The sequence below is a fragment of the Cytobacillus solani genome (genome assembly GCF_006704205.1).
In the GTDB taxonomy this organism is placed as follows: domain Bacteria; phylum Bacillota; class Bacilli; order Bacillales; family Cytobacillaceae; genus Cytobacillus; species Cytobacillus solani.
This window is the reverse complement of the sequence record NZ_CP041305.1, coordinates 2,392,172-2,419,021: the sequence shown is the minus strand read 5'-3', so window position 1 is coordinate 2,419,021 and position 26,850 is coordinate 2,392,172. Positions and strand designations below refer to the sequence as shown.

The 26,850-nt window shown below is 38.3% G+C and carries 26 protein-coding genes; 6 read left to right on the top strand and 20 right to left on the bottom strand.

What is annotated here, in order from left to right; all coding sequences use genetic code 11:
- Positions 1–205: 205 nt before the first annotated feature.
- The 14 genes from FI644_RS12170 to sda all read right to left on the bottom strand — a co-directional run bounded on the left by FI644_RS12170 (position 206) and on the right by sda (position 12,185).
- The gene (locus FI644_RS12170; protein WP_053478744.1) at positions 206–2,089 is read right to left on the bottom strand and encodes a TPR domain-containing glycosyltransferase; all 1,884 of its coding nucleotides are present in this window, start codon (positions 2,087–2,089) and stop codon (positions 206–208) included.
- Between the two features lie 133 nt (positions 2,090–2,222).
- A complete protein-coding gene (locus FI644_RS12165) occupies positions 2,223–3,074 on the bottom strand; it encodes a flagellin N-terminal helical domain-containing protein (protein ID WP_053478743.1) in 852 nt (283 codons plus the stop codon).
- Positions 3,075–3,218: 144 nt separating this feature from the next.
- A complete protein-coding gene (gene csrA / locus FI644_RS12160; RefSeq protein ID WP_053478742.1) occupies positions 3,219–3,428 on the bottom strand; it encodes a carbon storage regulator CsrA in 210 nt (69 codons plus the stop codon).
- A 2-nt stretch (positions 3,429–3,430) separates the two neighbouring features.
- Positions 3,431–3,877, bottom strand: a complete 447-nt coding sequence (fliW, locus tag FI644_RS12155) for a flagellar assembly protein FliW (RefSeq protein WP_056686561.1) — start codon at positions 3,875–3,877, stop codon at positions 3,431–3,433.
- Positions 3,878–3,896: 19 nt separating this feature from the next.
- A complete protein-coding gene (locus FI644_RS12150) occupies positions 3,897–4,448 on the bottom strand; it encodes a DUF6470 family protein (protein ID WP_053478740.1) in 552 nt (183 codons plus the stop codon).
- Positions 4,449–4,497: 49 nt separating this feature from the next.
- Positions 4,498–5,385: a flagellar hook-associated protein FlgL gene (gene flgL / locus FI644_RS12145; protein WP_053478739.1), complete on the bottom strand. Its 888-nt coding sequence runs from the start codon at positions 5,383–5,385 to the stop codon at positions 4,498–4,500.
- Between the two features lie 10 nt (positions 5,386–5,395).
- Complete coding sequence (gene flgK, locus FI644_RS12140) at positions 5,396–6,961, bottom strand: flagellar hook-associated protein FlgK (RefSeq protein ID WP_053478738.1); 1,566 nt, start codon at positions 6,959–6,961, stop codon at positions 5,396–5,398.
- An 18-nt stretch (positions 6,962–6,979) separates the two neighbouring features.
- On the bottom strand, positions 6,980–7,465 hold the full coding sequence (locus tag FI644_RS12135) for a flagellar protein FlgN (protein WP_053478737.1): 486 nt from the start codon (positions 7,463–7,465) through the stop codon (positions 6,980–6,982).
- An 18-nt stretch (positions 7,466–7,483) separates the two neighbouring features.
- On the bottom strand, positions 7,484–7,747 hold the full coding sequence (gene flgM / locus FI644_RS12130; protein ID WP_053478736.1) for a flagellar biosynthesis anti-sigma factor FlgM: 264 nt from the start codon (positions 7,745–7,747) through the stop codon (positions 7,484–7,486).
- Positions 7,748–8,001: 254 nt separating this feature from the next.
- Positions 8,002–8,433, bottom strand: coding sequence for a TIGR03826 family flagellar region protein (locus FI644_RS12125; protein ID WP_053478735.1), 432 nt, complete (start codon positions 8,431–8,433; stop codon positions 8,002–8,004).
- A gap of 92 nt (positions 8,434–8,525) precedes the next feature.
- Positions 8,526–9,230 (bottom strand): ComF family protein, encoded by a 705-nt coding sequence (locus FI644_RS12120; protein ID WP_369692284.1) that lies wholly within the window; start codon positions 9,228–9,230, stop codon positions 8,526–8,528.
- Positions 9,220–10,716 carry an ATP-dependent helicase ComFA gene (locus tag FI644_RS12115; protein ID WP_142108396.1) on the bottom strand — a complete coding sequence of 499 codons (1,497 nt, stop codon included), beginning with the start codon at positions 10,714–10,716 and terminating at the stop codon, positions 9,220–9,222. The genes FI644_RS12120 and FI644_RS12115 overlap by 11 nt, the downstream gene beginning before the upstream one ends.
- 251 nt (positions 10,717–10,967) lie before the next feature.
- Complete coding sequence (locus tag FI644_RS12110) at positions 10,968–11,810, bottom strand: DegV family protein (RefSeq protein ID WP_142109015.1); 843 nt, start codon at positions 11,808–11,810, stop codon at positions 10,968–10,970.
- Between the two features lie 222 nt (positions 11,811–12,032).
- Positions 12,033–12,185, bottom strand: a complete 153-nt coding sequence (gene sda, locus FI644_RS12105) for a sporulation histidine kinase inhibitor Sda (RefSeq protein ID WP_082446734.1) — start codon at positions 12,183–12,185, stop codon at positions 12,033–12,035.
- Between the two features lie 171 nt (positions 12,186–12,356).
- Between sda and FI644_RS12100 the strand changes: the two genes are divergently transcribed.
- Positions 12,357–12,629, top strand: coding sequence for a hypothetical protein (locus FI644_RS12100; RefSeq protein WP_142108395.1), 273 nt, complete (start codon positions 12,357–12,359; stop codon positions 12,627–12,629).
- Between the two features lie 477 nt (positions 12,630–13,106).
- Here FI644_RS12100 and FI644_RS12095 read toward each other — a convergent pair whose 3' ends face one another.
- Complete coding sequence (locus tag FI644_RS12095) at positions 13,107–13,793, bottom strand: response regulator (protein WP_053478732.1); 687 nt, start codon at positions 13,791–13,793, stop codon at positions 13,107–13,109.
- Between the two features lie 111 nt (positions 13,794–13,904).
- Positions 13,905–15,062 carry a sensor histidine kinase gene (locus tag FI644_RS12090; protein ID WP_053478731.1) on the bottom strand — a complete coding sequence of 386 codons (1,158 nt, stop codon included), beginning with the start codon at positions 15,060–15,062 and terminating at the stop codon, positions 13,905–13,907.
- 465 nt (positions 15,063–15,527) lie between these two features.
- Between FI644_RS12090 and FI644_RS12085 the strand changes: the two genes are divergently transcribed.
- The 5 genes from FI644_RS12085 (at position 15,528) to FI644_RS12065 (ending at position 21,880) form a co-directional block, all read left to right on the top strand.
- Positions 15,528–16,166: a YigZ family protein gene (locus FI644_RS12085; protein WP_053478730.1), complete on the top strand. Its 639-nt coding sequence runs from the start codon at positions 15,528–15,530 to the stop codon at positions 16,164–16,166.
- A 164-nt stretch (positions 16,167–16,330) separates the two neighbouring features.
- Positions 16,331–17,368: an LCP family protein gene (locus tag FI644_RS12080; RefSeq protein WP_053478729.1), complete on the top strand. Its 1,038-nt coding sequence runs from the start codon at positions 16,331–16,333 to the stop codon at positions 17,366–17,368.
- Between the two features lie 207 nt (positions 17,369–17,575).
- A complete protein-coding gene (locus FI644_RS12075; RefSeq protein ID WP_075209244.1) occupies positions 17,576–19,684 on the top strand; it encodes an N-acetylmuramoyl-L-alanine amidase in 2,109 nt (702 codons plus the stop codon).
- 176 nt (positions 19,685–19,860) lie between these two features.
- Positions 19,861–20,556, top strand: a complete 696-nt coding sequence (locus tag FI644_RS12070) for an SH3 domain-containing protein (RefSeq protein WP_053478728.1) — start codon at positions 19,861–19,863, stop codon at positions 20,554–20,556.
- A 1-nt stretch (position 20,557) separates the two neighbouring features.
- Entirely contained in the window at positions 20,558–21,880 is a 1,323-nt protein-coding gene (locus tag FI644_RS12065) for a SpoIID/LytB domain-containing protein (protein ID WP_142108394.1), read from the top strand.
- Between the two features lie 578 nt (positions 21,881–22,458).
- On the opposite strand, the gene FI644_RS12060 is transcribed toward FI644_RS12065, so the two are convergent.
- The 4 genes from FI644_RS12060 to FI644_RS12045 form a co-directional block, all read right to left on the bottom strand.
- Positions 22,459–23,700 (bottom strand): glycosyltransferase family 4 protein, encoded by a 1,242-nt coding sequence (locus FI644_RS12060; RefSeq protein ID WP_142108393.1) that lies wholly within the window; start codon positions 23,698–23,700, stop codon positions 22,459–22,461.
- Between the two features lie 13 nt (positions 23,701–23,713).
- Positions 23,714–24,577 (bottom strand): UTP--glucose-1-phosphate uridylyltransferase GalU, encoded by an 864-nt coding sequence (galU, locus tag FI644_RS12055; protein ID WP_053478725.1) that lies wholly within the window; start codon positions 24,575–24,577, stop codon positions 23,714–23,716.
- Positions 24,574–25,656 (bottom strand): glycosyltransferase, encoded by a 1,083-nt coding sequence (locus FI644_RS12050; RefSeq protein ID WP_142108392.1) that lies wholly within the window; start codon positions 25,654–25,656, stop codon positions 24,574–24,576. Before FI644_RS12050 ends, galU begins: the two co-directional genes overlap by 4 nt.
- An 81-nt stretch (positions 25,657–25,737) precedes the next feature.
- Positions 25,738–26,844: a glycosyltransferase gene (locus FI644_RS12045; RefSeq protein WP_053478723.1), complete on the bottom strand. Its 1,107-nt coding sequence runs from the start codon at positions 26,842–26,844 to the stop codon at positions 25,738–25,740.
- Between the last annotated feature and the right edge of the window lie 6 nt (positions 26,845–26,850).

Here is a 26,850-nt window from a genome sequence, read left to right as displayed (position 1 = left end):
TCTATACTATTATCGGCACTTTTTATTGGTTCTTAACTTCATATAGAGATTTCAATTAATTGGGAAATAATTTTTTAAACTTTGCAGTTCCCTCCTAAATAAAAAAAATCTCCTTATTTCAGGTTTTAGCTATTCTAAAAACCCATTAAATAAGGAGAACTAATTAATATTAACTTTTTCACATTGTTTCTAATCAAGACATTAGCTAGGTCATTATATTAACCCCTAATTCAGTTTCCAAGATTCTGTTCATTTGAATTTTTAACATGGGTAGTCCATCACTGTAATTAATCTTTTCATATAAGCAAAATAATCTATTATAAGAAGAATAATCTCCTATTTTTTCAATCAACTGAGTATAAAGACCAAGTGCTTCCTTATATTTATTTTGCCTAGCATATGCATCTCCTAGCAATCCAATTAATTCATAATTTGTATTATTTATTTTTAATTCTTCATTTATTAAATATATAGCTACCTCTAGATAGCCTTTATTTAATATTGATCTTACTAATTGCTCTTTTTCTTGTACATTTAAATTTAACCTTTTTAATAAATCTAAAAAAACTGCCTCTTCTTCTATTGTTAGTAAATTTATACATGCATCTTTTATAGTTTCAAATAATGTATCCGGAAAATAATTTAATATCTCTCCCTTTCCATCCACTATAGAAGACATCACCTTCTTTTCTTTTTTATTAAGATTCATTGCCTTTAATAATTTCTCCAACAAGTCTTGGTTTTTTTGAACTACCAGCAATGTAACGATATCACTAAAATTACTCTTATCTAATATTTCTTCTTCATTCCAATATTTATAAGCTTTCTCATATTCATTATTATAAAGGGCTGCAATTGCTAAAACTGATTTATTTACATTTATGTTAAACTCATCAATATAAAACTGAAGGAGTTTATTTCTATGAGCATATAAGACACCAGTAAGAATCTCTAATTTCTTAACATCATTGATTGGGTAAGACTTTATCAAATTTTCTTTTATATCACTTTCATTAATGCCAGCAGACTTTAATACAGAAATATACTGTGAGAGTGCAGGTGGAAAATTCTTATTAAATTCCAATGCAGAGAATGATGATTCTAGTGCCTTTATTAAATTACCTTGTTTTTGATGTACTTCTGATAATTTAATATGAGCAAAGTAACTTCCAACACCTTCTAAAGATTGCAAGTCCTCAACCTCTCCCAATTCAAGACATCTCTCAAATGCCCTCTCTGCTTCCTTTAAATAGTCTAGTTGTTCATAGATTAATCCTATTAAATAATAGTAACCAGTATACTTTGGAAATATTTCGATAGAATCTTTAATTAGATTAATCCCCTCTTTATACCTACCTAACTGTAATAAGCAATCTCCCATAAGATAAAGAAGATAGGGTAAATAAATCTGGGTTTTACTTAGTGGATAAGCTTTTCTAAACAAATCTAACGCTTTGGCATAATCGCCATCTATTCTATACTGCGTACCTAAATGATACATATTATACCCAGTAGGTGTATCTTTTACTTCCTTTTCTAAAATCTTTAAATTTCGTTCAAACTTATTCTTTTTATCATAGGTTTCTTTTTTATAGCCATCATGATGGATAACAAAGTCAGCAAAATCATTAGTTAAATTCTTAAATGCATCAATATTTAAGTGCTCATGAATTTTCCCATAATATCTTAGGTTGATATTATTTTTAAATAATCGAATTGCTTGATGTTTTGATACATAGCCCCCATCCATATAATTCCTAAAATTTATGATATAAAAATCTTTTCGCTTTTCGATTTCCTTTTGTAGGTTTGTTTTCTCATCTAAATATTCATCAGCATCAAGTACTATAACATACTCAGATTGTGCCTTATCTAAAGAGAAATTCCTTGCTGAGGCAAAGTCATTGTCCCACTTATAAGTAAAAATGCTAGCCCCAAATTCTCCTGCAATGTCTATAGTTAAATCTGTTGAACCAGTATCAACTATTATGATTTCATCCACTTGATTTCTAACACTATTCAAACACCTTCTTAAGTACGTTTCTTCATCTTTAACAATCATACATAGTGATATAGTATTTTTACCCATGATAGCCACCTTTTAAATTCTAAAGTTCTATTACTATTATCGACTTTTAATTAAAAACATTAAGGACAGGGGTATTTTACCTAAAAAAAAAGAGATCTTAGGAATTCTAAGATCTCTTTTATTCTTTAGAATATTAACGAAGAAGTTGAAGAACTCCTTGTGGCTGTTGGTTAGCTTGTGCAAGCATAGCTTGAGCAGCTTGAGTAAGAATGTTGTTCTTAGTCATAGTCATCATTTCTTTAGCCATATCTACGTCACGAATACGAGATTCAGCAGCTTGTAAGTTTTCAGAAGTTGTTCCTAGGTTGTTAATAGTGTGCTCTAAACGGTTTTGAACAGCACCTAGGTTAGAGCGGTTTTGTGAAACTGTGTTAATAGCATTTTGGATAATATCTAAGTTACCTTTTGCAACACCGTTTAAGCTTCCATCAACAGTTGATGTTACATCACTTACTAGGTCTTTAATACCGCCAGCAGCATCAAGCTTAAGAGCAGTAACAGTAGCATCTACCAAGTCTAACTTAATAGTTTCACCTGAGTTTGCACCTACTTGGAATGTTAATGAAGATGATGAATTTAAGATATTCTTAGTATTGAACTTTGTTTGTTCAGCAATAGCACCAATTTGTTCTGTTAATTCAGTAATCTCTTCTTGAATTTTAGCAGTATCAGAAGTAGTTAAAGTTTCGTTAGCTGCTTTAGTAGTTAATTCAGCCATACGTTGAAGCATTGCGTGAGTTTCGTTTAATGCACCTTCAGCAGTTTGGATTAAAGAAATTGCATCTTGTGAGTTAGCAGATGCTTGGTCTAATCCACGGATTTGGTTACGCATTTTTTCAGAGATTGCAAGGCCTGCTGCATCGTCAGCTGCACGGTTGATGCGGTATCCTGAAGATAATTTTTCCATTGATTTAGCTGAAGCATTGTTGTTGTAAGATAATTGACGATGAGTGTTCATCGCTGAAATATTGTGGTTAATTCTCATTTTGAATTTCCTCCTTGAGTTTGAAAGTTCCCACTTCCATGTGGTTAGTTTGACATAGTATTTCGTCGGCCGACTTATTTCCTATGTAACTATTTATTATATCGACAGGGTTCTCGAAGTTTTTACACCTTTTTTGTTTTTCTTTTAAAAAAATTTTTTCAAATCATGATTTCCTTTTAATGCGTTCATATTTTCTTCTTCAATTTTTACCATTATCTCTTTACGAAGAATTTCGACTTCTTTCGGAGCCTTTATACCAACCTTCACTTGATCTCCATCAATCTCTAGTATTGTTATTTCAATGTTTTCATTCAGGATAACACTTTCGTTTCTTCTTCTTGTGAGAACTAGCATCGTTACCCCTCCTGACCCATTTGTTTTTTTGTTGCTAATACATGCTTTGTATGATATTTATCAGTGTTTAGAATGGCTTGCTTCCCTAAGCTTTCTCTTTTATTAATGATAATAGGGGCTTGCAGATTAACGGTTGATGTGGCTAATGAATCACCGAGTGTAACAATTGAATAGATAATGATATCTGTTTTGTCCTTAATCTTCAGTTGAGTAATAACCGATTCATCTAAATCAAATTCATACTCCTTGAAGAAGGAGAAAGGTTCAGCGATCACAAAGCCAAGTTCTTCATTGTTTATTGATTGGAGGATACTGAAAGACGAGTCCATTCCTAGAGGAAGGTTGATGAATTCCTTATCTTCTGGAAATCCTGGTATTCCGCTTCCAAAGTAAATAATATCCTCTTTGCTTACCTCAATTTCTTCATGATACCTTGTTTTGATATTCACTTTTATCTCCCCACAGTCTTTAGATTGTAAAGTCTATATTTAATGATGGGTATTGTTGCATAAAAACCTCTACATTACCAGGCGTATAATCATGAATAGGCTTATTCAGTTGAACCTGAATATTAGGTTTATTTCGATTCCATTCTATTTCAACCTTTGCAGGTGCATAGTCTATTTGTACACTGTCTTGAGAAGGGGTATTGCCAGTATTAAATACGGACTCGCGATCCATTGCTCTTACAACCTGATCTATCAGCGGCTGCCCGCCATTTTCTATTTTCATTAGCTCATCGCCTTCTTGAACAGTTTTACTTATATATTCCATTAAGGTTTGGTATCCAAGCTGAGCATTTTCATCATTTCTTTTAAAAACTGATTTAAGGTCTAGGTTTTCTCTTGCTAGAGTTTGATCAATTGTTAATCTGCCAGGCTGACGGTTTATTGTCATTTCGGCAGGAGGCTGTTCTATGCTCAAATCAGCTTGAGGCTGTTCAATCGATTGAATGGGTTTATTAATATTCAAACCAATTTTACCAGCCTGTGATTCTATACGAATTTGTGGTATTTGCATATTATTCTCTCCCTAAAAAGAAAAGCTATCTATATAGATAGCTTTATTTTTACCTTAAGAAGTCAACTAAACTCGGCTGAATGATACTTGAACCAACGCTTAGGGCTGCTCTATGAATACTTTGTTGGGTTTGCAGGTTTAAAATGACTTTTTCCACATCAATATCTTCATTCTCTGACATTGTCTTAGTCGCAATGATTTCTTGAGAATCTAAGCGATTTTGAATCATATCTACACGGTTCATCGAGGCACCGATACTTGATCTAGCAGATGTAACTGTATTTAAATGACTTTGAAATGCATCAATGAATTTTCCTAAGTCTGGGTCATTTCCATTTTTTAAATCATTCTGCAAAGCTTCCAAATCCGCAAACATGCCACTTTTCTCGTCACCAAATACATTTGATCCTAAATAGTTTACTTGGAGTTTAATACCTGCAGAAACTTCAATATTTACAGCATCGTTATTATATTTCATTGTTACGTTCGTCCCATCATAGTTGACAGGAGCATTATAAATATCCGAACCATTAAATATATATTTCCCTGATATTTTCGTATTAGCAATGGAAACGAGCTGCTTTTTTATTTCCTCTATTTCATCTTCGATTTTCTTTCTATCGTCATCAGTTACTGTTCCAGTGTTTGCTTGTGTGACTAAATCAGTTAACCGATGAATTGATGAACCAGCCTTTTCAAGTGCGTCTTCTGTATTTTCCAGCCATACATTTACCTCAGACATATTTCTTTGGTATTGTGAAACATCATTTACACTTGTTCTATAAGAAATGCCTTTAAATACAACAACTGGATCATCGGAAGGCCTTGAAATTTTCTTTTGAGAACTTAGCTGTTCTTGATATTTACCGAGTTTATGGTAACTACTTGTTAAGTTTCGCAGCATATTATTAGTAAGCATCGATTGTGTTACACGCATTTATTTATCCCTACCTTCCGACTGTACCCATGCCATTAATGATTTTGTCTAACATTTCGTCTAAAACTGTGATATTTCTAGCAGATGCATTATACGCATGCTGGAATCTAATTAAATTTGACATTTCCTCATCAAGTGAAACACCAGAAACTGATTGCCGCTGTCTATCTACTGACTCTAATAGTGTCAAAGTATTATTAGTTAAGACATTTGCTTCCCGTGTTTTGACACCTAGGGAGGTAATTAGCCCACCATAGAAGGACTTAATATTTCCTGTCATTTTCAAATCATTTTGAGCGAAATCTTTTAAATTAATTAAGTTGCCTGCGGAATCTTTAATCTGTGCTTCAAACTCAGAAAGATCCTTTCTGAGTACTTCAGCCACTTTATAAGCATTATCCCCATTTCCTTTTCCATTGAGGGAAGCAGCGATTTCATTCGGGTTTGTGAGTGCTACTGAAATTTTACCAGCTGCCCCTTTATAACTTGAAAGATCCTGGAAGAAGTTTTTCCCACTATTCCCATCAAGATCAATTCCGCTTCTATGGACATGATTGTATTCCTTAATTAAGGCAAAAGCCAATTTATCAAGCTGATCTACCATATCAGGATATGTACCCACTTGTTTCCCGCTTTTATCCACATACCCATAAGCCTCTATATCTGATCTTAGGGTTCCTTTTGAGAAATCCTCTACTTTTACTGGTGAGCCATTTCCGATTGATAAGGATTCAACATAACCATCATTATTCATTTTGTAGGATATCTTATTTGGTTCCCCGCCAATTGTATTCTTATCAACTAACGTCCCTAAGCTTTTCCCTGAATGATCCAGAATTTCTATTTTATAAGTTCCTTCAGCAATTGGTGATGGGATTCCTCCACTTTGCTGATTTGTCACTTTGATATTCACTAATTGTGAAAGTTCATCGACTAGTCGGTCTCTTTCATCGTATAAGTCATTCGGAAGATCTCCATGTGGTTCCACCTGACCTATTTGTTTATTAATTTCATTGATCTGATAAGCTAAAGTATTTATTTTATCAACATTTACACTAATACTCTGCTTTAGATCGTCACGAATAGAATTAAGGGTAGTAGAGAGATAATTAAAAGTATCTGCCATCGCATTTCCTTGCGCTAAGACACTTTCTCTCGCACCGCTCTCATTCGGGTTCGTTCCTAATGTTTGCAGGGAATTCCAGAAGTTGTCCATTGCTGCTGATAGTCCTTCTGATGTAGGCTCGTTCATTACATCTTCCATTCGAGTCAGCGCATCAGATCTTGCTCCGTAATATCCTAATTGATTACTTTCACTTCTGTATCTAGCATCAATAAAGCTGTCACGGATTCTCTGAATACTTCCTGCTTCGACACCTGTCCCCATTTGCCCAGGCAAGTACGGACGATTTATCCCATTACCTGGATATGGAATAGTTGGCTGAAAATTAACCCGTTGTCTAGAAAATCCTGGTGTATTCGCATTTGAAATATTATGTCCTGTTATATATAAAGCACTTTGCTGAGTGAACATACCTCGGCGGGCTGTTTCAAGTCCCATAAAAGTTGGGCGCATGATTGTTCCTCCGTTCTGTTATGCTTTCGAATTAAACATCCCTTGGGCGCTTTTTTCGGAAGACTTTTTATTTTTTTTAGGTGGTCCATAGTTTATATTTTCAGGCTGCGGACGCAATAAATTCATAGAAACATTGACGAATTGCAGAGAATTATGAATGAGCTGCTGATTGAGATTGTTTTGTTCCTTTAAATGAAGGACTTGTTGGACGAGTTCATTGGCAATGTCTGTAATCTTGTCCTGTTCAGCAGTTGAAAGACGATCCATACAATCTGTAACTGTCGGTTGATCGATGTGAGGCGCAAGAGCCTTTGCGGCTTTTTGGCGTTCTTTCTCCATTTGATCAATGGCCGCGATATGGGATTGTTCGTCTTTTAACAATTGGTTTAGGGCATCCATGTCCCCGGTTTTGATGATGTCTGTTTTGTTCACTGCGAGCTCATAGAGGCTTTTATGAAGCTTGCACAGCTTTTCCATGGATGCGTATAACAATTCGGCGGACATGTGTTTCCCCTCCAATCCTTATCTTTTATAGAAATTGAGGATGCTTTTTGCGACCTCATTTGGGTTGATCTTATAGTTGCCGTTCTCTACTTGTATTTTCAGTTCATCTACCTTTGTTTGGCGGTTGACCGCATATTGGGTGACTTGCTGCATTTCTTTTGCTGTTGTTGAGATTTCTATTTTATCTGTTGCGTTTGCTGTTGTTTTTGCTATATTATCAAGTTTATTCATTTGGCGTTTATATGGGTTTACACCTGAAGTGCCAAAGTTATTGATTTTCATTGATATCCCTCACTTTCACTCCGAGCGAATTTCTATATAGTTATTATCGGTAAAAGTGTAAAGTTTTTAAATATTATTTTTAAGTTAGCTGAAATTACTTCTAAATACCTATTGAAATGAATGTCCCTTTGCTTAATTTGAACTAGCTAATAAAATTTCCTGAAATAAAAAACCTGTAAGACACACGTTCAGATGATCGATTCATTTGATGAATCACAATCTGCCCACATTTCTCACAGGTAATTAGTTCAATGTTAATTTCTCCCTTTAATCTTCTCATCCATCGCAAAATAAGTTGCATTCTTTTCTCTTCTCTCAATTTCCAATCTACGCTCTTCTTCCATTGCGAAAACATCTAGCTCTTTTCGAAGAATTTCTGAACAATGATCACAAAGCTTTCCTGTACGAATAATCGCTCCGCATTTGTCACATGGGTATCCAAGGTTTGGAAATTGTGTTAATTTGAGACGTCCTGTTTTAATGAACTTTAGGATTAGCTCTTCTTCTACTCCGGTTGCGCTTACTACTTGTTCCATTGTTGCCGCACGGTTTTCACGTTTGCGGATGAATTGGTAGACCGTTTCGTATGCCTTTTCTTCCTCTTTCCAGCAATTTTGGCAGATTTCACGGAATTGGTTTTTTACGAATATGTCATTACAGTTTGGACAGTTTGTCAGTTCAGACACGCTGGCTCCTCCTTATTATCTTTAAGATCTCTTTTTCCACAATTATAGCCTGAATGCCGGAAATTAGAAAATGGCAGATTTCCGAAATTCTGTTATCCTCTTGCTATTGTCAGCGAGGTTATTGATTGGGCGCCTGCTTCTTTAAGGACTTTCGCGGCATGTCTAAGTGTAGAACCTGTAGTATATATATCGTCAATGAGGAGGATTTTTTTATTTGGAATGTTGATCTTTGTTTGAAAAACTTGTGAAAGGTGAATGCGCTCTGAGCGGGATTTCTTTGATTGCTTTTCTGAATGAATTCTAGTGAGGAGATTGTTTGGCTGATAGCCACAAGCTAAAATTATAGCTTCTGATTGATTGAATCCTCTTTCATAGAGTCGATCCTCGCTTAACGGGATCGGAACGATTGCATCAAAAGAGATCAATTGGAGCTTTTTCTTGATTAACGGAACAAATAGATACGAAAGCAAATAATCCCCACGATATTTGAAGCGTGCAATCACTTCTTTGGCAAAATCGTTGTAATGGACAAGTGAATGGTTTCTCTCAAGCGTACCTGCCCATTCGTGATCCTCCTCCCAACGGATGCAATCTAAGCACCGATTCCCCGCTTTAAATTGTGGTTCTATTTCCACTAAAGGACGATCACAGCTCTTACAGGTTTCTCCTTCAATTTTTTCAAATTTCGCGTAGCATTCCGTACACATGTAGCTTGATTCTTCTTTTGAAAATAACGTAGTCCAGCCCATTTGCGGCATCATTTCTGAAAAGCAAACAAGACAGTGTTCAATAATCAATCAGTCCTTTCTTTCGAGCTTCTTCGTTCATTTTTAAGATTTGATTTTTCGCACGAATCATTGCATTTGTTTTACCATAATGAAAAAAAGTGATCTCGCCGCTTGGGAACTGTGCACTCCTGCCCACGCGGCCGGCAATTTGAACGAGGGCACTTTCAGTAAAAATACGGTCCTCTGCACCTAGTACGGCCACATCAATATTGGGGAAAGTTACTCCTCTTTCTAAAATCGTTGTGGTGAGGAGCACGGGGATTTCCTTGTTCCGCATCGCGATTACTTTATCCTTCCGATTTGGATCTTCCGCATGGACCGCCTCTATTTTCGGATGGAGCGATCGGATGAGCGGAAGGATTTTTTCCATTTTATCGATTTTAGGAATGAATAGGAGGCATTGCTTGTTAGAGTCCAGACGCTTTTTTACCCATTGAACGATGGTTGGGGGAAGGCGATTCTTTTTTAGCCCCTTTTCCCAGTTCCCACACCATTGAAAATGCGGCACTGGTAAAGGATGACGATGGTAGCGGGCAGGAATTGTTGCAAAGTCCTTTTTTCCTTGAAGGCATTCGGTTTGCCATTTTTCATTTGGGGTAGCAGTAAGGTAGATCATGGACGATGACTGCTTTCGCGCTTGATGGACGGCGTATTGGAGAGATTCCTCAACAGAATAGGGAAAGGCATCAACTTCATCGAGAATGACAGTATCAAAGGCTTGGTAGAATCTAAGAAGCTGGTGGGTTGTTGTAATCGTTAAGGAGGCATTCAAATGGCGGTCTTCACTCCCACCATAGAGGGAAGCAACCTGGATGTTCGGGAAAACACTTTTTAGACGAGGAGTTAACTCAAGTACCACATCTGTTCTTGGCGTTGCAAGACACACTCTTTTTCCAGCGGTAAGCGCATCATCTATGCCTTGAAAAAGCACTTCGGTTTTCCCTGCCCCGCACACTGCCCAAACGAGGAGCTCTTTGTTTTCATTAATTGCCTGTACAACTCGTTCAGAGGCCACTTGCTGTCCTTCGGATAGGGAACCGTTCCAAGAGAGCTGCGGACTATGGATTTCTACTTGTATAGTCGGTCCTGTCCAGCTGATTAATGGGGTGCATGCACTGATCCTCCCCATCATTATGCACTTACGGCAATATAGGCACTGTTCGCCGCATCGGGCACATGGAAAGTGAGCGAAAAAATGTTTATCTTTGTTGCCGCAGCGATTGCAGATAGGTTTATTTTTTTCTATTGAGATCCCTTTCCGGTAGATGAGGTAACCATTTTCGTAATGTTCTTGGATTTCTTCGAGGGGAATGGCAAGATCATCGAGCAAAAGCTGTTTGCCTGCTAGCTGTTGTTGTAGCAATATATTGTAGGAGTAGCTTAAATTCGTCTGCTGAACGGGAATATGATCAATTGATGAGATTGGGTATGTTTTTTCAGGGGAATAAAGGAGTTTATCGGGAAGGAGTTTCGAATGGACGATGGCAAATCGCAAAGGATCACCTCAGTAGTATTAGAGGCACCCGGCATACGATCCGAATACCTCTGTTAGTTATTTTTTGTTACCTCATTAAGCCTTTTTGACTAGTAACGGGCACATTTCAATTCTAATCGTTCCTGTATGAATCCTTTTTCGTTACTTTCAGTCACGCTTTTACTCTATTTGTTACCGTGTATTCTGTGTAATGCGTATATCGGGTCCTTTTCGTTCCCCCGAAGTAACTTTTTTTGCAAGTCAGGGAACGTTTATTTCTTCTTTACCCAACCTAGTCCCATCGAACCCTCACCAAGATGGGTACCGATGACGGGACCGAAGTAGCTGATCATAAATTCAACATTTGGGAATTGGGCTTCAAGCTCGGCTTTCCATTCGTTTGCCTCTGCTTCTCGATTGGCATGAATAATTGCTGCTCGATAAGGGGCACCGCTTTTGGCATCCTCTTCAAGGAGTTCGACGATTCGTTTCATTGCCTTTTTGCGTGTGCGGATTTTTTCAAATGGGACAATGACCTTCTCTTCAAAATGGAGAAGCGGTTTTACTTGAAGCAAGCTGCCGATAAGTGCTTGAGCACTTGAAAGACGTCCGCCGCGCTGTAAATGGGATAGATCATCGACCATAAAATATGCGCGAATCGAATGCTTCATTTCTTCTAGCCGCGCCATTATTTCCTGTGGTAAATGACCTTCTGCAGCCATTTCCGCTGCTTCCAGCACATAAAAGCCTTGCACCATACAGCTGATTTCAGAATCAAATGGAAAGACTTCAATTCCTTCCGCCATCCCTCCAGCAGTGACCGCACCTTGGAATGTACCGCTAATCCCGCTTGATAAGTGAACGCTGATAACAGCATCATATTCCTTTGATAGCTTTTCAAAAAGCTCTACAAACTGTCCAACTGGAGGCTGAGAGGTCGTCGGGAGTTCTTTATGCTTTACTTCCTCATAGAAGTCAGAAGCACTTATATCGATTTCTTCCTGATATGTTTCATTTCCAAAAATTACACTAAGTGGAATCATATATATATTTAATTTTTCCCGTAGTTCCTTTGGGATATAGGCTGTACTATCCGTGACTACTGCCGTTTTCATATTTGGGATACCATCCTTATTCATTTTCTATTTCCCATTTTATATGAAATTGAAAGGAAATGCATTAAATTTGGGGTGGATTTGACGGGATTAGGCTGAAGAGAGAGAATTTTTATCATGTGTGGAAACGTTCGAGAAGAATAACGTTAATAGTACTGTGAAAATGGGTATAAATCATGTAGAGTAACTGAAGCTTACTTTTGGAGAATTATAGATACAGGATCAATTCAATTGTTTTTCGTAATAAACCTCTAAGCCTCTTTTATTAATTTCAAATAATAGAAATTCAATAAATTTCGGTTCAAGATCAATCGCAACAGCTTTATAGTACGTCTCGACTAATAATAGATCTGGCAGTTTTTCTAAACTAGACATATCCACTCGCTCCTTTATGTATTTATTCCTATTTTGGTTAAAAACACCTATTTTGTAAACAGGTATAAAGTAAGTGTCATGAATTGTACATTTCTAGTGAGTTCGGGTATGTCCTCTCTACATTGCAGGCAAAATAGTACGAGGATTATTTATTATAGGGTGGGGTTCTATATGCACAAGAGGGCCTATTCAAATTCGTATTACCGTGGCACAGACCATAGGAGAAATATTCATGCATTCAAAAATATACTAAAAGCTTATAAATCGATTAGAATTTCTACAATTAAATATTCAATTACTGGAGAGGAATTAGCGGATTGGCTCACTGAGGTTTCTACTCCACAGGAAATCGAAGAAGTATTATTTATGATTCACTGTGCACGGAAAAGAGGCTCCGAAATAAGAAGTATATTACAAACTCTCGCAACCGGAGTGTTAAAATGATTATGTTTTTTTAAGAATAAGTAGTATTGATTTTATCGTGAGTACATTCTCTTTTGTAGGGATCTATAAAATGGACTCAGGTAGGGACTTGATTACTCATGATTTCACTAAACCTGTCCGAACCTGGCTCTTGTTCAGACTCGATCTCTCTTTATTTCATCAATCTTGTCCGAACTCAACTCTTGTTCAGACTCGATCTCTCTTATCTTCAGCAAACTTGTCCGAACTCAACTCTTGTTCAGACTCGATCTCTCTTGTTTTCACCTAAACTGTCCGAACTTGACTCTTGTTCAGACTCGCTCTCTCTTATCTTAACCAATCCTGTCTGAACTCGGCTTTAATTCGGAATCGATTACCCTTAAAATCGCCAATCCTGTCCAAAGCCTAATATAGTAAATTTACTCATATAAACCCAATCCACTCACATAAAAAAGAGCCCTTGCATTTTTATGCAACAGCTCTTTTCTCAATAACGTACTACCGAACTTCTACCCAGCCATTTTTAATTGCGACAACTACGGCTTGTGTACGGTCGTTTACGTTCATTTTTTGTAAAATATTGCTGACGTGGTTTTTAACCGTTTTTTCACTAATGAAGATGGCTTCACCAATTCCACGGTTGCTTTTTCCATCTGCTAGCAGCTGGAGTACTTCGCATTCGCGGCGAGTTAGCAGATGAAGCGGACGGCGAATTTCTACGCGCGGCATGTGAGATTGACCTTGTCCTGCTTCCTCTAACGCAAGTCTGCGGTATTCATTTACAAGATTATGGGTTACCTTTGGATGTAAGTATGAACCGCCATCGGCTACTACTTTGACAGCTTCAATTAATGCGTCTGCATCCATTTCCTTCAATAGATAGCCGCTTGCGCCTGTCTTCAATGCATGCGAAACATAATTTTCATCATCATGAATGGAAAGAATAATCACCTTTGATTCAGGGAATTTTTCAATCAGCTGGCGTGTAGCCTCAACACCATTTGTACTCGGCATATTAATATCCATAATAATGACGTCTGGTTGGTGCTGTTCAACGATGGAAAGAGCTTCACTTCCATCATCCCCTTCAGCTACTACCTCAAACGATTTTTCAAAATCTAAAATGCGTTTTACGCCTTCTCTAAATAATTGGTGGTCATCAATTATGACAATCTTTGTAGTCATTTTTTCCCCTCCTACATTCTTCACATAGATTTTATCTAAGTAATTTCTTATTTCTCTTTAAAATTTGCTACTATCTTTGCGAAATAATTATTCCGTTCCCCTCTACTATCCTCAATTATTCGAGTCACAAATAATAGGAACCTGAATGAGAACAACTGTCCCTTTTCCTATTTTTGAATCAATGGACAGCTCGCCTTCTAATAGCTCGACCCTTTCTCTCATGCCGATCAAGCCAAAGGAATTTGTCTTTTTCTGAGAGGTATCAAAGCCGATCCCATCATCTTTAATGATAGCAGAAACTTTGGACTTATCGATTTCAAGCTTCACTTGTATTTCTGATGGCCGAGCATGTTTAATCGCATTCTGTACAGATTCTTGGATGAGTCGAAATAGAGCCACTTCATAATTTGCTGGGAGTCTCTTTTCTTCTTTTAAATTTGCAAAGACAATTTTTGTTTTCTTATGATATTCTTCGGTTGTCTGCAAGTATTTTTTGAGGGTCGGAACTAAGCCTAAATCGTCAAGAGCCATCGGACGCAGGTCATAAATAATCCTCCGCACTTCATATAGTGCATTTCGGACCATTTTTTTCAGGTCGCGAATTTCCTTGAATGCTTCATTGCTGCCTCTTTCCCGGTATACTCGTTCAATTAAATCCGAACGCATCATGACATTTGCCATCATTTGCGCTGGACCGTCATGAATTTCCCTAGATACACGTTTTCGCTCTTCTTCTTGCGCAGCGATGATTTTCAACCCGAAGTCTTGTTTCATCTTGGCATCCTCGAGCATTTCACCAACTTGCTGGAGATCGCTTGTTAAATAATTCATAACGACCGTAATTTGGGAAATGAGATGTTCTGCACGCTCAATCGTTTCCTGTAAGCCAATAAGCCTTCTTTCAATATCATCGCGTCGATCCCGAAGCTGCTTTTCTATTTGCTGGTTCATGGAATAATTCATTTGCAGCTGATGAGCTTTTTCATATGCATCTCGTACTTCCGCTTCAGTATAATCCTTAAAGTGCATGCTTACTTCAGAAAGACGTTTTCTCGCAAAACGCGTTTGAACATCGAGCCTGTCCCCTTCGCTAATGGTCTTCGCAACTTGCTCCTTCATTGCTTTAAGCTCATCACTTAAAGTCATATGATCCTTGCGGCATTGCTCACCAATACGAAAAATTTCGTTCTTGCTAATGTCAACCGTGTCAATCATTTTTTCTAATATTAAATCAAGCGTCTTTGTATCAAGTTTCTTTTTTTTGCTCATTAAATATCCTCCAATCGAAAAGCATACGCTTAGCGACCTATGGACTGTATAGCTTATGAAAAAAGCTTATGTACTGTAAATGCTTCTCTTCTACCCAGCATAGACCTACTTTTAAACAAATTTCTTCCACTAATCCCTTTTATTCTAGCTTGAAATGGCTTGTTATACTATCTCTGAACACTTAAAAACAGGCTAAAATGGGCAAAATTCCGTAAAAAGACTTAGTATTATGTTTCATACATATGACTTATATCCTATAATATGACCATAAATTATCTTTATTAGCCAACTATATTCAGTGAATAACTTATTTATAGAAGGTTCCTACCATTTGAATATTGTTATTATAACACGGAGACTTTTTTACAATATTAAAGTTTCATTACATTCAGCTTATAATTGAAGTTTTACAACTTGTCGAATTATAATGAAGAAAGGCGAATTAGATTGGAAAGGAGCGGTTATATGCTGCCCCGTTACTATACTGTAAAAGGTTACGGAGAACACGAAATCATCATCCAAAAATCGCGATTTATCGCTTATGTTGAAAGAGCGGAATCGGAAGAAGAAGCACAAGAATTTATCCAAAAAATAAAAAAACAAAATTGGGATGCCACACATAATTGCTCTGCCTATATGATTGGAGAAAATGATCAGATCCAAAAAGCAAATGATGATGGTGAACCGAGCGGAACCGCAGGCGTTCCCATCCTTGAAGTACTCAAGAAAAAGCAATTGAAAGATACGGTTGTTGTCATTACTCGGTACTTCGGAGGAATCAAGCTTGGAGCAGGCGGCCTTATTCGTGCTTATGGGAAATCTACCTCAGAAGGCATTGATGCAACTGGGATTGTTGAAAGAAAGCTCATGCAGGTTATGCATACGAAGGTGGACTATACTTGGCTTGGAAAGCTCGAAAACGAACTTCGCTCCTCTATCTATGCGCTTAAGGAAATCCATTATTTAGATACGGTAGAGATCGAAACATTTGTGGAGGAAGAACAAACAGCTGCCTTTACAGAATGGATGATTGAGCTAACGAATGGACAGGGAGAAATTACAGAAGGCGCCTTGTTATATTTGGAAGAAGACGTGGAAAAATAATTATATTTACGATTACTGATAATTTCGGTAAAATTAACTATTGATTTACTTGCGTTTAACAAAGCCAGCCTGCAATATGTGTCTTTTTTAATGTAACAAATAGAACATACAAAGAATACAGTCACTAAAGTTTCTTTACTATTAAAACAAAAAGTGGGGATAAAATGTCTAATCTTAGGTCAAATAGGAGAAAAAGCAAGAAGAAGCGTTTTTGGCGCACCTTTGTCCTTTTAATCCTGCTCCTTTTAGTTGGTGGCGGATCGTATTTTGCATTTGATATTGCTTACCACGCAAAAAAGGCTACTGATAATATTTACCAAGAAATTGATCGTGAAAAAGTAGAAAATCATCGAACAGAAGAGGTTAAGATTACGAAAGAGCCTTTTAATATCCTATTATTAGGAATTGAAGAACAAGGTGGCGGACAGCGATCAGATGTACTTCTGCTTGTAACCGTTAATCCAATTACAGAAGAAGTATCCATGTTAAGTATTCCTCGTGACACACGAATTATGGTTCCGGCGGCTGGAAAGAAAACAAAAATTACTGAGTCCTTTAGCTACGGCGGCGTTGAATCAACAATTGAAACGATTGATGAGCTGCTAGATGTGCCAATTGATTATTATATTACGACGAACTTTGACGGATTTGAAGATATCGTTGACACACTTGGCGGAGTGGAAGTAAATGTTCCATTTACATTTAAATCACAGCTTACAGGCAGCTTAAAGTGGAAAACCTTTTATGAAGGTCCAATGGATCTAAATGGGAATGAAGCTCTTGCCTATGTAAGAATGAGAAAAAAGGATCCACAAGGGGATAAAGGCCGAAACGAAAGACAGAAGGAAGTAATCAAGGCCATTATTGATAAAGGAACATCCTTCGGTACGATTACAAAAATTAATGATATATTAGGTGACTTAGGAGAGAATGTAAAAACAAACATTCCCCCGTCTAAATTTGCAAATTTCATAAAACTATATAGCAAAATAAAGAATACAGAAATTCAGAACTTAACAATAGAAGGCGAAGATGAATACATTAATGGCGTTTATTATTATATTCCTGATGATGACTCTATTGATGAAGTAAGCACAATATTAAATGACAGCTTAACAAATACGAAGAAAACAGTAAGAACAAATGACCAGCCTTCTCAAAATTCGCAATCAGAACAAGATACGGATAACGAAGAATACTAGATTAATATAATACAAGCCTGTGTAAACGTGAAAACGTGCCACAGGCTTTTTTTGTATAAAATCTCCAGAATACCCCCTCTACATCCATTGCTATCTATATTTTTCTAATAATAAATAACTATATTTAGTATTTATAGTTGGAACATTAGACAAAGTTCGCTAGAATAAGATACGGAAATATAATTTTGTCGACGGAGGGAAAAAATTTTGAAAAAACTGATTGCTTCTTCTGTTCTTGCTACTGCTGCTCTCTTTCCTGCCATCGTACAAGCAGAAAGCCTTGATACACCGGCAAATACGTTAGTAGAACAAATAAACAGCAGTATGATTCAAACAGGTAAGAACGCTTTAATTACTGAAAATAATGTAAACATTCGGAAGGGCGCTACTACTTCTTATCAAGTAGTCACAAAACTTTCAAAAAACACAGTAGTCAAAGTGATTGATAGCTTTACAAACAGCAAAGGGGAACTTTGGTATCGGATTGAGCTTGGCTCCGTAAAAGGCTGGGTAATCCAAGATTATGTCGCACCATCTAATGATTATAAGCCTGCTCCTCCAAGTACAGAAGTCAAAACAATTTATGCGGCAAAGGCTCCGGTTCGAAAAGGGGCAACTGATTCATACAGCATCGTTACATATGTTTATCAGAATCAAAAAGTAAACATTATTGATACGTTTAAAAATGCAGCTGGAGAAACATGGTACCGTGCTGATCTAGGATCCGTAAAAGGCTGGATTCATGGGGATGCCTTTGATTCAACTGCTAATCCGCCAAGCCCTCCAGGGTCTGAAACAACGGATCTCCCCGATATTGGCAGCTATGTTTATAGCGGGCAAAATGGGCTGGATGTCAGAAAAGGAGCAACTACCTCTTACGCATCCGTCTACAAGCTTTCATTAAACCAGAAAGTAAAAGTTATCGATCACTTTACCCATACAGACGGTACAGCTTGGCTAAGAGTAGAGGTAAATGCTTCATTAGCGGGCTGGATTCCAGCAGAATCAGTTAGTACGTCTGAATCATTGAATCTTGATTTGTATGTAACTGCCGATGTAGCTAATTTAAGGAGCGGTCCATCCACGAGCTATTCAATTATGGATCAGGCAACAAAAGGAACACTTTTAAAAGCAGTAAAATCTGAAAAGGGTTCAGATGGCCACTTATGGTATCAAGTACTGACAAGCTCCAATCAATTAGCATGGATCAGTGAAACGATTGTTTCAACACAGACTACTAATACATATGCTGTTGGTTCAAAGTACACGGTCAGTACATCAAATACGAATCTGCGTTCAGGTGCATCCACTCAATATAAAGTGGTAGAAGTTCTGAAAAAGAATACGACAATAACAATCCTTGGTGAGTTCAAGAACTCTCTTGGCCAGCAATGGATCAATATTTTGAGCTCTTCTGGAAAAAAGGGATGGGTTCTAAGCTCTGATATGGCTTCCTTTCAATTAGTATCTAAGAAGCTATTATCGCCAACAGTAACTACTTCGGGTGGAGATCAATACTTAAACTGGAAAAAAGCGAGTAATTTTTCCGTTTCTTACACAACACTGTCTTCCAATCGCTTAAAGCTGACAGGAGGATTAACAGATGTTGAGCTGCCTTCTGGAAAAATTCCTGGAATTCAATCCGTCGAAACCTTCGCTTCAGGGGCTGAAAAATCAGTCGTGATAACGTTTGAACCAGGATACTCCTTTACGATGAGAAATTATAATGACAAGCTATCTATTAAAATTGTTCCATTCGGTATGAAAGGAAAAACAATTATCGTCGATGCTGGTCATGGCGGAAAGGATTCTGGGGCAGTAGGTCCTTCTGGAATAAAAGAAAAGGATGTTGTTCTAGCAACTGCATTAGCTCTTAAAGAGGAAATAGAAAAATACGGAGCAACTGTCATCCTTACTCGCAGCACTGATGTTTTCCTAGAATTAGCTGAGCGAACAGCAATTGCCAACAAATCGACTGCAGATGCATTCATTAGCGTTCATGCAGATTCCTTCTCTGCATCATCTAATGGGTCAACAACTTATTATAATTCAACGGTTAATTTTAACGGACCGCGAAGCAAAACATTAGGTAGCGCCGTTCAAAAAAGTATGATTTCTTCACTTAGCACTTATAATCGAGGCGTTAAGGAACAAAACTTCTATGTAAACCGTATGAATGACCTGCCAAGTATTTTAGTAGAACTCGCTTTCATTTCTAATCCGAAAGAAGAAAAATTGCTGAATTCTAGCGATTTCCGCAAAAAAGCAGCGGTTGGAATTACCAATGGGCTCGAGGAATACTTTAACAATTTCTAAATACTTGTAAACTATTTTCCATAACGAATATTTATGCTAATCTACTATAGGAATATAAATTTGGGTAATTTTTATTAGTTACCCAAATTTTTTTCATGGACGAATGTCTCATTTTTCAGAGTTATCCTTTTTTAGGACTAATAGTTTTTGTTTTTTATATAAAAGGAGGAAAAAAGATGAATCGATCAAAAAAGTTAATGGCAGCAGGTGTGTTAACGCTGGGCCTCGGAGCGGGTGCGGTTATTTCGACTCCTCAAGTAATGAAAGCCTCAAGTAACGTTGTATTAGCAAGTGTTGATTGGGTGACTTCTCAATTAAATCCAATGAAAACGAAGATTTCCGAACTAGAATCAAAGATTTCCTCACAGCAGCAGGAAATAAATAATCTGAAAGCTCAAATTTCTCAGCCGGGGACAACACCACCGCCTGTTACTCCACCAGTTACTGGAGAGCTGCCTTCAGCTGTTTATGCTAAGGGAACAGTTAACATTCATTCTGGAGCAACAAAAGACTATAAAGTAGTTGCTACTAGAGCAAGTGGCTCTTCATTGAAGGTTATTGATTCACATAAATCTGCAACAGGTCTTTGGTATCGTGTTGAACTTTCTTCTACGTTAAAAGGATGGGTATTTTCTGGAGACGTTTCTGTTGAAAAGCCAGCGAATGCAGAGAAAACCGTCGTGACATTTGGAGATGTGAATTTGCGTAAAGGAGCGACGACAAGCTATGCATCCCTTCAAGTGATTCCAAAAGGGACAACGTTAAAATACATTTCCTCCTTCACAAATGCTGCTGGCGAGGTTTGGCATAATGTTCAAACAGCTGGCGGAATCAAAGGATGGGTAATCGGCAATCTTAGCGAGGTGAAATAAATTGAAGAAATTTATTTCCATTTTTGCTAGTCTACTATTGCTACTAGTCTATTTACCAACTGACTCGAAAGCAGCAGAACTAGTAAACTACCCAACCAAAGTAAATGTATCGATTCTTTTAAATGCAAATGTGACTCTCTCTTTAAACGGCTCATATCAGCTTAGCAATAAAGATACAGGAAATGTTACGCAAGTACCGCCAAACACGACGATTAGTGTTAAAAAGGATAGCGCTGGAGTAACTGTAAGCTACACTGGCTTTACCGAAAGCTCTGCTAAAGGTTTTGATGTTCAAGAGCAGATCAGCAGTAGTCTATCTCTAGCAAGAGTAAGCAATGGGGTGACTTACCGCGGCAGTTTCTTTTTGAAACCAAACGGCAGTAAAATAGAAGTCATTAATATTCTTGATATGGAAGACTATTTAAAGGGTGTAGTTCCTAGCGAAATGCCTGCTTCCTGGCATAAAGAGGCTTTAAAGGCACAAGCCATTTCTGCTCGAAGCTATGCGGCAAATTCAATTATGCTAACAACGACTGCGGCAAGCCAGGTATACCGAGGGTATTCTGGAGAGGATGCTCGGACAAATGCCGCCATTAAAGAAACAGAAGGGCTTTTAGTTAAATATAATGGCAAACCGATTCAAACCTTCTTCTTTTCAACAAGCGGCGGCCGAACGGCAAATGTTGGAGATGTATGGAACTCTAGACAATCCGATTTTCCTTATTTAGTATCTGTTGAAGATCCATATGAAAATTCTCCATACAGCAGCTGGAGTGAAACATTTACGGCTGCACAAGTGTTAAAATCATTCGGATTTGCTGAATCAGCCCAAATCCTTGATATCACCTTAGCTAAAACAGGCGCAAACGGCGAAGTTCGCGGAGTAACACTGAAGACTTCTGCAGGCGATAAAACAGTCACTGGAAATGAAGCAGTGATTCGTAAACTATTCCCTCTGCCCGATGCAAACCTTTATAATCAATTATACTCAAACTGGTTTGATATTCAGGTAAATGGCTCACCAACGGAGCTATCTGTTCAAACAGCTAACGGCACTGAAACCATTAAGGATCTAAAAGGACAAAAGGTGCAAACGGCAAATGGCGAAGTTTCCCTTTCAGATTCAAAGGTATCGATCCAAACTGCTGGTGGGGTTGTTTCTAATGAAGGCGGAACAGGCATTACCTCTGTAACCCTTAATGGAAAAGGCTGGGGACACCGAATTGGAATGAGCCAATACGGCGCACGTGGCTATGCAGAAAAGGGCTGGACTGCTGTACAAATCCTTACCCACTATTTCCAAGGAACAACGGTTTCAAAATAAAGGCAAAAGCGCTTGGAGAATGAGAAATCACTCCAGGCGTTTTCTGTTTCATATTAGAAGATGGAATTCCCTTACTTCACTTTATAGACAAACGAGCGTCTTCTTTTGTAACCGTGTCTTCGAGTTTCTGGCTTTCGCGGGCACTTGTTGCCTTCTCTTGTTACCATGCCTTCAAGTTTCTGGCTTCCGCGGGCACTTGTTGCCTTCTCTTGTTACCGTGCCTTCGAGTTTCTGGCTTCCGCGGGCACATGTTGCCTTCTCTTGTTACCGTGTCTTCGAGTTTTTGGCTTTCGCGGGCACATGTTGCCTTCTCTTGTTACCGTGTCTTCGAGTTTCTGGCTTTCGCGGGCACATGTTGCCTTCTCTTGTTACCGTGTCTTCGAGTTTCTGGCTTTCGCGGGCACATGTTGCCTTCTCTTGTTACCGTGTCTTCGAGTTTCTGGCTTTCGCGGGCACATGTTCCTTTCTCTTGTTACCGTGCTTTCGAGTTTCTGGCTTTCGCGGGCACATGTCTGCACCCCTCTCCTTCTCCTTCCCCCACTAACATGCCCTCCAGCAAGAAGAAAGCCAATTCCTACCTAGGAATTGGCTTTCTTTTTTTCCTTGATTTCTATGTTATCTAGAATTTCATCTACAATGCTTTTCCATGAATATTGTTCGATCGCAAGCTTACGACCATTTTCACTCATCGCTTGATATTCATCATCAGATATCGTCATTAACTCTGAAATCGCATTTGCGATTCCTTCAGGATTCTCTGGAGGAGCAATTTTTCCGCAATTGTATTCTTCAAGAATTGCTGCGCTCTCCCCATCTCCGCAATAAAGTACGGGAACGCCTGAGGAAATGGCAGGGAAAATCTTCGAAGGTCTTGCTCCTTTGAAAAGCTCAATATTTCTTAAGGAAACGACACTAAAGTCGGCAATTGAAAACATTCTTGGCATTTCAGAAACGGGAACGGATCCATAAAACGTCACATTTTCCAGCCCTAAGTCTTCTTTCATTTTTACAAGCTTCTCGCGCTCTTGGCCATCACCAACAAAAAGAAAGTGGACATCTTGCTGCTTGTCCAATAACAAGAGAGCCGCTTCCAATACCGAATCTAATCCCTGTGCATAACCGAGTGCTCCAGCATACATAAATACCTTTTTCCCTTGTATGCCAATCTCACTTAACAAGCTCTCATCTTTTGGAATCGGCTTGAATGTCTCCGTATTCACGCCATTCGGAAGTAGGAAAACATCTGAATCGTCTTTCCCTTTACGGATCATATAATCCTTAATTCCTTCAGTTGCAGTCGCAATTTTCCACGACTTTTTATAAAGAAATTTTTCAAGCCACTCCGCTAAGCGGATAAACGATTTATTTTTTAAAATCCCTAATTCAACTGCAGATTCTGGCCAAATATCCGCTACGTTGAAGACAAATTTAGCCCGTTTCATTTTAGCCCCGAGATAACCGGTGATGCCGAGAAAAAGCGGTGGCGAATTACAAATGATCACATCGGTCGGTTTTGCCTTCATGAGCGAATAAAACGCACTGAGTGTAAAGGAAAAATAAGAAGCAAGCCGCTTCCAGAAGCTTCCTTTCGGAGATGGGTAAATCCATGAACGGTGAACAGGAATCCCATCCCAATCCTCATACATATAGAATTTTCCTTTATACTCCTCTGGAATAATTCCATGAGGATGATGAGGAAATGCTGTTAATACTTCCACCTGATGACCTCTGCTAATTAGCTCTTTACTTACTTCGTATACTCGAATTTGAGGGGCACCTGTTTCAGGGGGAAAATGCTGGCATAGATAAATCACTCTCATTTTCCCATCTCCATTACTTAACATGAATTTGTTTAATATAAGCTTCTAGCTTATCTTTAAGATCCGGACGCTTCAATGCGAAATCGATGGACGCTTGTAAAAATCCAAACTTATCTCCGACATCATAGCGGTTGCCTTGGATGATATAAGAATAAATCGATTCCTGTCCAAGCAATCGATCAATTGCATCTGTGAGCTGGATTTCGCCTTTTTTATCAGGCTGTACCTGTTCAAGCAAATCAAAAATCGCTGGCGATAAAATGTATCGTCCAACAATCGCCTGTGTGGATGGCGCTTCTTCAATAGCAGGCTTTTCAACTAAACTTTCCACCTTGAAAAGATCCCCTGTATTTTCTGAGTAATTCACAATTCCATACTTATTCACTTCTGAACGAGGAACCTCATTACAGCCAAGAATGCTTGAATGAACCTCATTATATTGATCAATCATTTGCTTTAACGCAGGAACCTCACTATCGACAATGTCATCGCCAAGCAATACAGCAAAAGGTTCATTGCCAATAAATTTCTTCGCACATAGGACCGCATGGCCTAAGCCTAGTGGCTCCTTTTGTCTTACATAGTGAATATCAACGAGGTTAGAAATATTCTCAACGATCTCGAGCATCTCATGCTTACCTGTTCTCTCAAGAAGCAATTCTAGCTCGACGGATTTATCAAAATGATCCTCAATCGCTCGTTTACTTCTTCCTGTTACAATAATGATATCTTCGATTCCCGACTCAACCGCTTCTTCAATAATGTATTGAATCGTTGGCTTATCTACAATCGGAAGCATTTCCTTTGGCTGTGCCTTTGTCGCAGGCAAAAATCTTGTCCCTAAGCCTGCCGCAGGAATAACTGCCTTTTTAATCATGATTTCATCCCCTTTTTCAAGGTTTGGTCATAAAGCTTAAGCATGCCATTCGCGTTATCAACCCAGTTATAATTTGCCTTTACATGGTCAATGCCCGCAAGACCCATCGCTTGGCTTTTTTCTTTATCTTCTACTAAAGATAGAATCGCTTTCGCTAATTCTTCCGGATTTTCTTTTGGCACTACATACCCTGTCTTGCCCTCGAGAACAACCTCAGGCAGGCCGCCGACATTAGAAACAACGACAGGAACACCGCATGCCATCGATTCTACTGCAGCAACCCCAAAGCTTTCACTGTCCTCTGTAGAAGGAACCCCGAACACATCCATTTTATTTATGTATTCAGGTACTTTGTCATTTGGTACTCTGCCCGTAAAAGTAGTGACATGATCAATTTTCAGCTCTTTTGTTAATTGTTCATATTCACTTCGTTGCGGCCCATCTCCAACAATTAGCAGCTGGGCATTTTTCTTGCTGGAGTAAATCGTGGCAAAGGCTTTAATTAAATCCCCAATGCCATATTTATCTGATAACGCCTTAACCGTACCTATCGTAATTTGATCGTCTGATCTCAACCCGGGTATTGGCTTGAATTTATTCAGATCCACACCGAATGGAGTGACAAAAACCTTTTTATCTGTATACTTATTTGTTTCTTTAGCCATGATATGACTTGTAGAACAAACAACATCAGTCTTCGATAATGTGTAATCAACAATTTTTCGATTCACACTGCCTTGCTGAGGAAATTGGAAAATATCTCTTCCCCAAACAGAAACATAATAAGGCTTGTAATTTGCCAATGCGCCAATAAATCCATAGCTTGACACATAGTGAGCGTGCAGAATATCAGGTTTGAATTGTTTTAAGATTTTTTTCAGTGCGAAAACGCTTGAAATATAAGATAGCTTCCCTGGTAAAAGCTTAGGAAGAGTAATCGTATCTACTTCTTTCGCATTTTCCGCAGAATAATGATCGAAAAACGTTACAACCTTCACATCGATCTCCTTATCTTTATAAAACAAGGCCCACTTATGTGTGTGTATCGATTTACTTGGAGCCAAAATTAAAACTTTCATATGTCCTCCTCAGAAAGTCGTTCATTAAAATGTACACCCTACAAAGACAAAACACCTCGTTTTGTCCACAAGTCGTGCAAATTATTTGATTAGGGTGCTCTTTATTTTTTCCACTCTTGCAAGCCATGAATGCTTTTGCAAGAACGTTTTTTGAATATTTTCTCGATAATGCTCAGCATCTTTTGCCATATTTTCGATTGCCTTTGCCATAGCTGTGGAGTTGTCTTCACAAATAATGCCATAGTCATCTGTCTCTATTATTTCTTGTTGGGCCTGACAATATGTGGCGATGACTGGAAGCTCATTAGAAAGGTATTCAACAAGCTTGACCGGGACGGAGAAATCATTATACGTACTGCGATATCTCGGAATAAAGGCAAAGTCCATTTCACGATAAAGAGCATTTAATGCTTCTCCGCTCACATGCTTTACCGCTACATTCATTTCCTGCAAACGTGCCTTCTTTTCCTCAGGCAATCCCTTATACTCGTCCTCACGGCAAACAACCGTTAATTCACAAATAGAGCCTTCTTTATTTGCTAGTTGAAGTGCATCTAGCAAGAGAAACAATCCGTAATCTTCATTATTAATCCCGCCGACATATAGCCCTTGAGCCTTTTCGTTCACTCGTTCATTTCGAACGATTTGGCTCTCTTTTCCGCCTGGAGGGAGGGAGACTTTCTCCCTGTTAATATCCACAAACTTCCCCATTGCATCGCTAGGCAAGAAAATAACGTCACAATATTTATTATAGAAATTCTCTTCCATTCGGTAGATGGTCTTCATAATCGCTTTCTTCGCACCCTTTAATGGATAAAGCTCATCAAACTTCCAATACACATCACGGTAAAAAACACCGACAGGCACATGGCGCTGTTTTAAAAATTTCATGACCTTCGTATCAATAAAAGGCTTCTTCGGAATATGTCCTTTATCGGTCAGCCAAAAAGGAATCGTTTGGTTCTCCATATAGCAGAACCAAAGATCATCCAGCTTCCCTTCTGCCTTCCATTGCTCAAATAAGGACTCCCTTTCAGCTGAGTTCCCTGACAGCAAGAGAATATTTACACCTTCCCGGCTTCCCCATTGCTGAAAGGCCTTATGAATTTCCTTCGGGCGAAGCTTTGAACCGCTATTCGCATTCTCGGCTACCTCAAATGGATAGTATAGTAAAACTGATTTCATCATTTTTTC

What these genes read in the sequence shown, in the direction of transcription:
- FI644_RS12170 (WP_053478744.1), bottom strand. Translation starts at nt 2,089, where the DNA reads ATGGGTAAAAATACTATATCACTATGTATGATTGTTAAAGATGAAGAA.
- FI644_RS12165 (WP_053478743.1), bottom strand. Translation starts at nt 3,074, where the DNA reads ATGAGAATTAACCACAATATTTCAGCGATGAACACTCATCGTCAATTA.
- csrA (WP_053478742.1), bottom strand. Translation starts at nt 3,428, where the DNA reads ATGCTAGTTCTCACAAGAAGAAGAAACGAAAGTGTTATCCTGAATGAA.
- FI644_RS12150 (WP_053478740.1), bottom strand. Translation starts at nt 4,448, where the DNA reads ATGCAAATACCACAAATTCGTATAGAATCACAGGCTGGTAAAATTGGT.
- flgL (WP_053478739.1), bottom strand. Translation starts at nt 5,385, where the DNA reads ATGCGTGTAACACAATCGATGCTTACTAATAATATGCTGCGAAACTTA.
- flgK (WP_053478738.1), bottom strand. Translation starts at nt 6,961, where the DNA reads ATGCGCCCAACTTTTATGGGACTTGAAACAGCCCGCCGAGGTATGTTC.
- FI644_RS12135 (WP_053478737.1), bottom strand. Translation starts at nt 7,465, where the DNA reads ATGTCCGCCGAATTGTTATACGCATCCATGGAAAAGCTGTGCAAGCTT.
- flgM (WP_053478736.1), bottom strand. Translation starts at nt 7,747, where the DNA reads ATGAAAATCAATAACTTTGGCACTTCAGGTGTAAACCCATATAAACGC.
- FI644_RS12110 (WP_142109015.1), bottom strand. Translation starts at nt 11,810, where the DNA reads ATGAAAACGGCAGTAGTCACGGATAGTACAGCCTATATCCCAAAGGAA.
- sda (WP_082446734.1), bottom strand. Translation starts at nt 12,185, where the DNA reads ATGTCTAGTTTAGAAAAACTGCCAGATCTATTATTAGTCGAGACGTAC.
- FI644_RS12100 (WP_142108395.1), top strand. Translation starts at nt 12,357, where the DNA reads ATGCACAAGAGGGCCTATTCAAATTCGTATTACCGTGGCACAGACCAT.
- FI644_RS12095 (WP_053478732.1), bottom strand. Translation starts at nt 13,793, where the DNA reads ATGACTACAAAGATTGTCATAATTGATGACCACCAATTATTTAGAGAA.
- FI644_RS12090 (WP_053478731.1), bottom strand. Translation starts at nt 15,062, where the DNA reads ATGAGCAAAAAAAAGAAACTTGATACAAAGACGCTTGATTTAATATTA.
- FI644_RS12085 (WP_053478730.1), top strand. Translation starts at nt 15,528, where the DNA reads ATGCTGCCCCGTTACTATACTGTAAAAGGTTACGGAGAACACGAAATC.
- FI644_RS12080 (WP_053478729.1), top strand. Translation starts at nt 16,331, where the DNA reads ATGTCTAATCTTAGGTCAAATAGGAGAAAAAGCAAGAAGAAGCGTTTT.
- FI644_RS12070 (WP_053478728.1), top strand. Translation starts at nt 19,861, where the DNA reads ATGAATCGATCAAAAAAGTTAATGGCAGCAGGTGTGTTAACGCTGGGC.
- FI644_RS12060 (WP_142108393.1), bottom strand. Translation starts at nt 23,700, where the DNA reads ATGAGAGTGATTTATCTATGCCAGCATTTTCCCCCTGAAACAGGTGCC.
- galU (WP_053478725.1), bottom strand. Translation starts at nt 24,577, where the DNA reads ATGATTAAAAAGGCAGTTATTCCTGCGGCAGGCTTAGGGACAAGATTT.
- FI644_RS12050 (WP_142108392.1), bottom strand. Translation starts at nt 25,656, where the DNA reads ATGAAAGTTTTAATTTTGGCTCCAAGTAAATCGATACACACACATAAG.
- FI644_RS12045 (WP_053478723.1), bottom strand. Translation starts at nt 26,844, where the DNA reads ATGATGAAATCAGTTTTACTATACTATCCATTTGAGGTAGCCGAGAAT.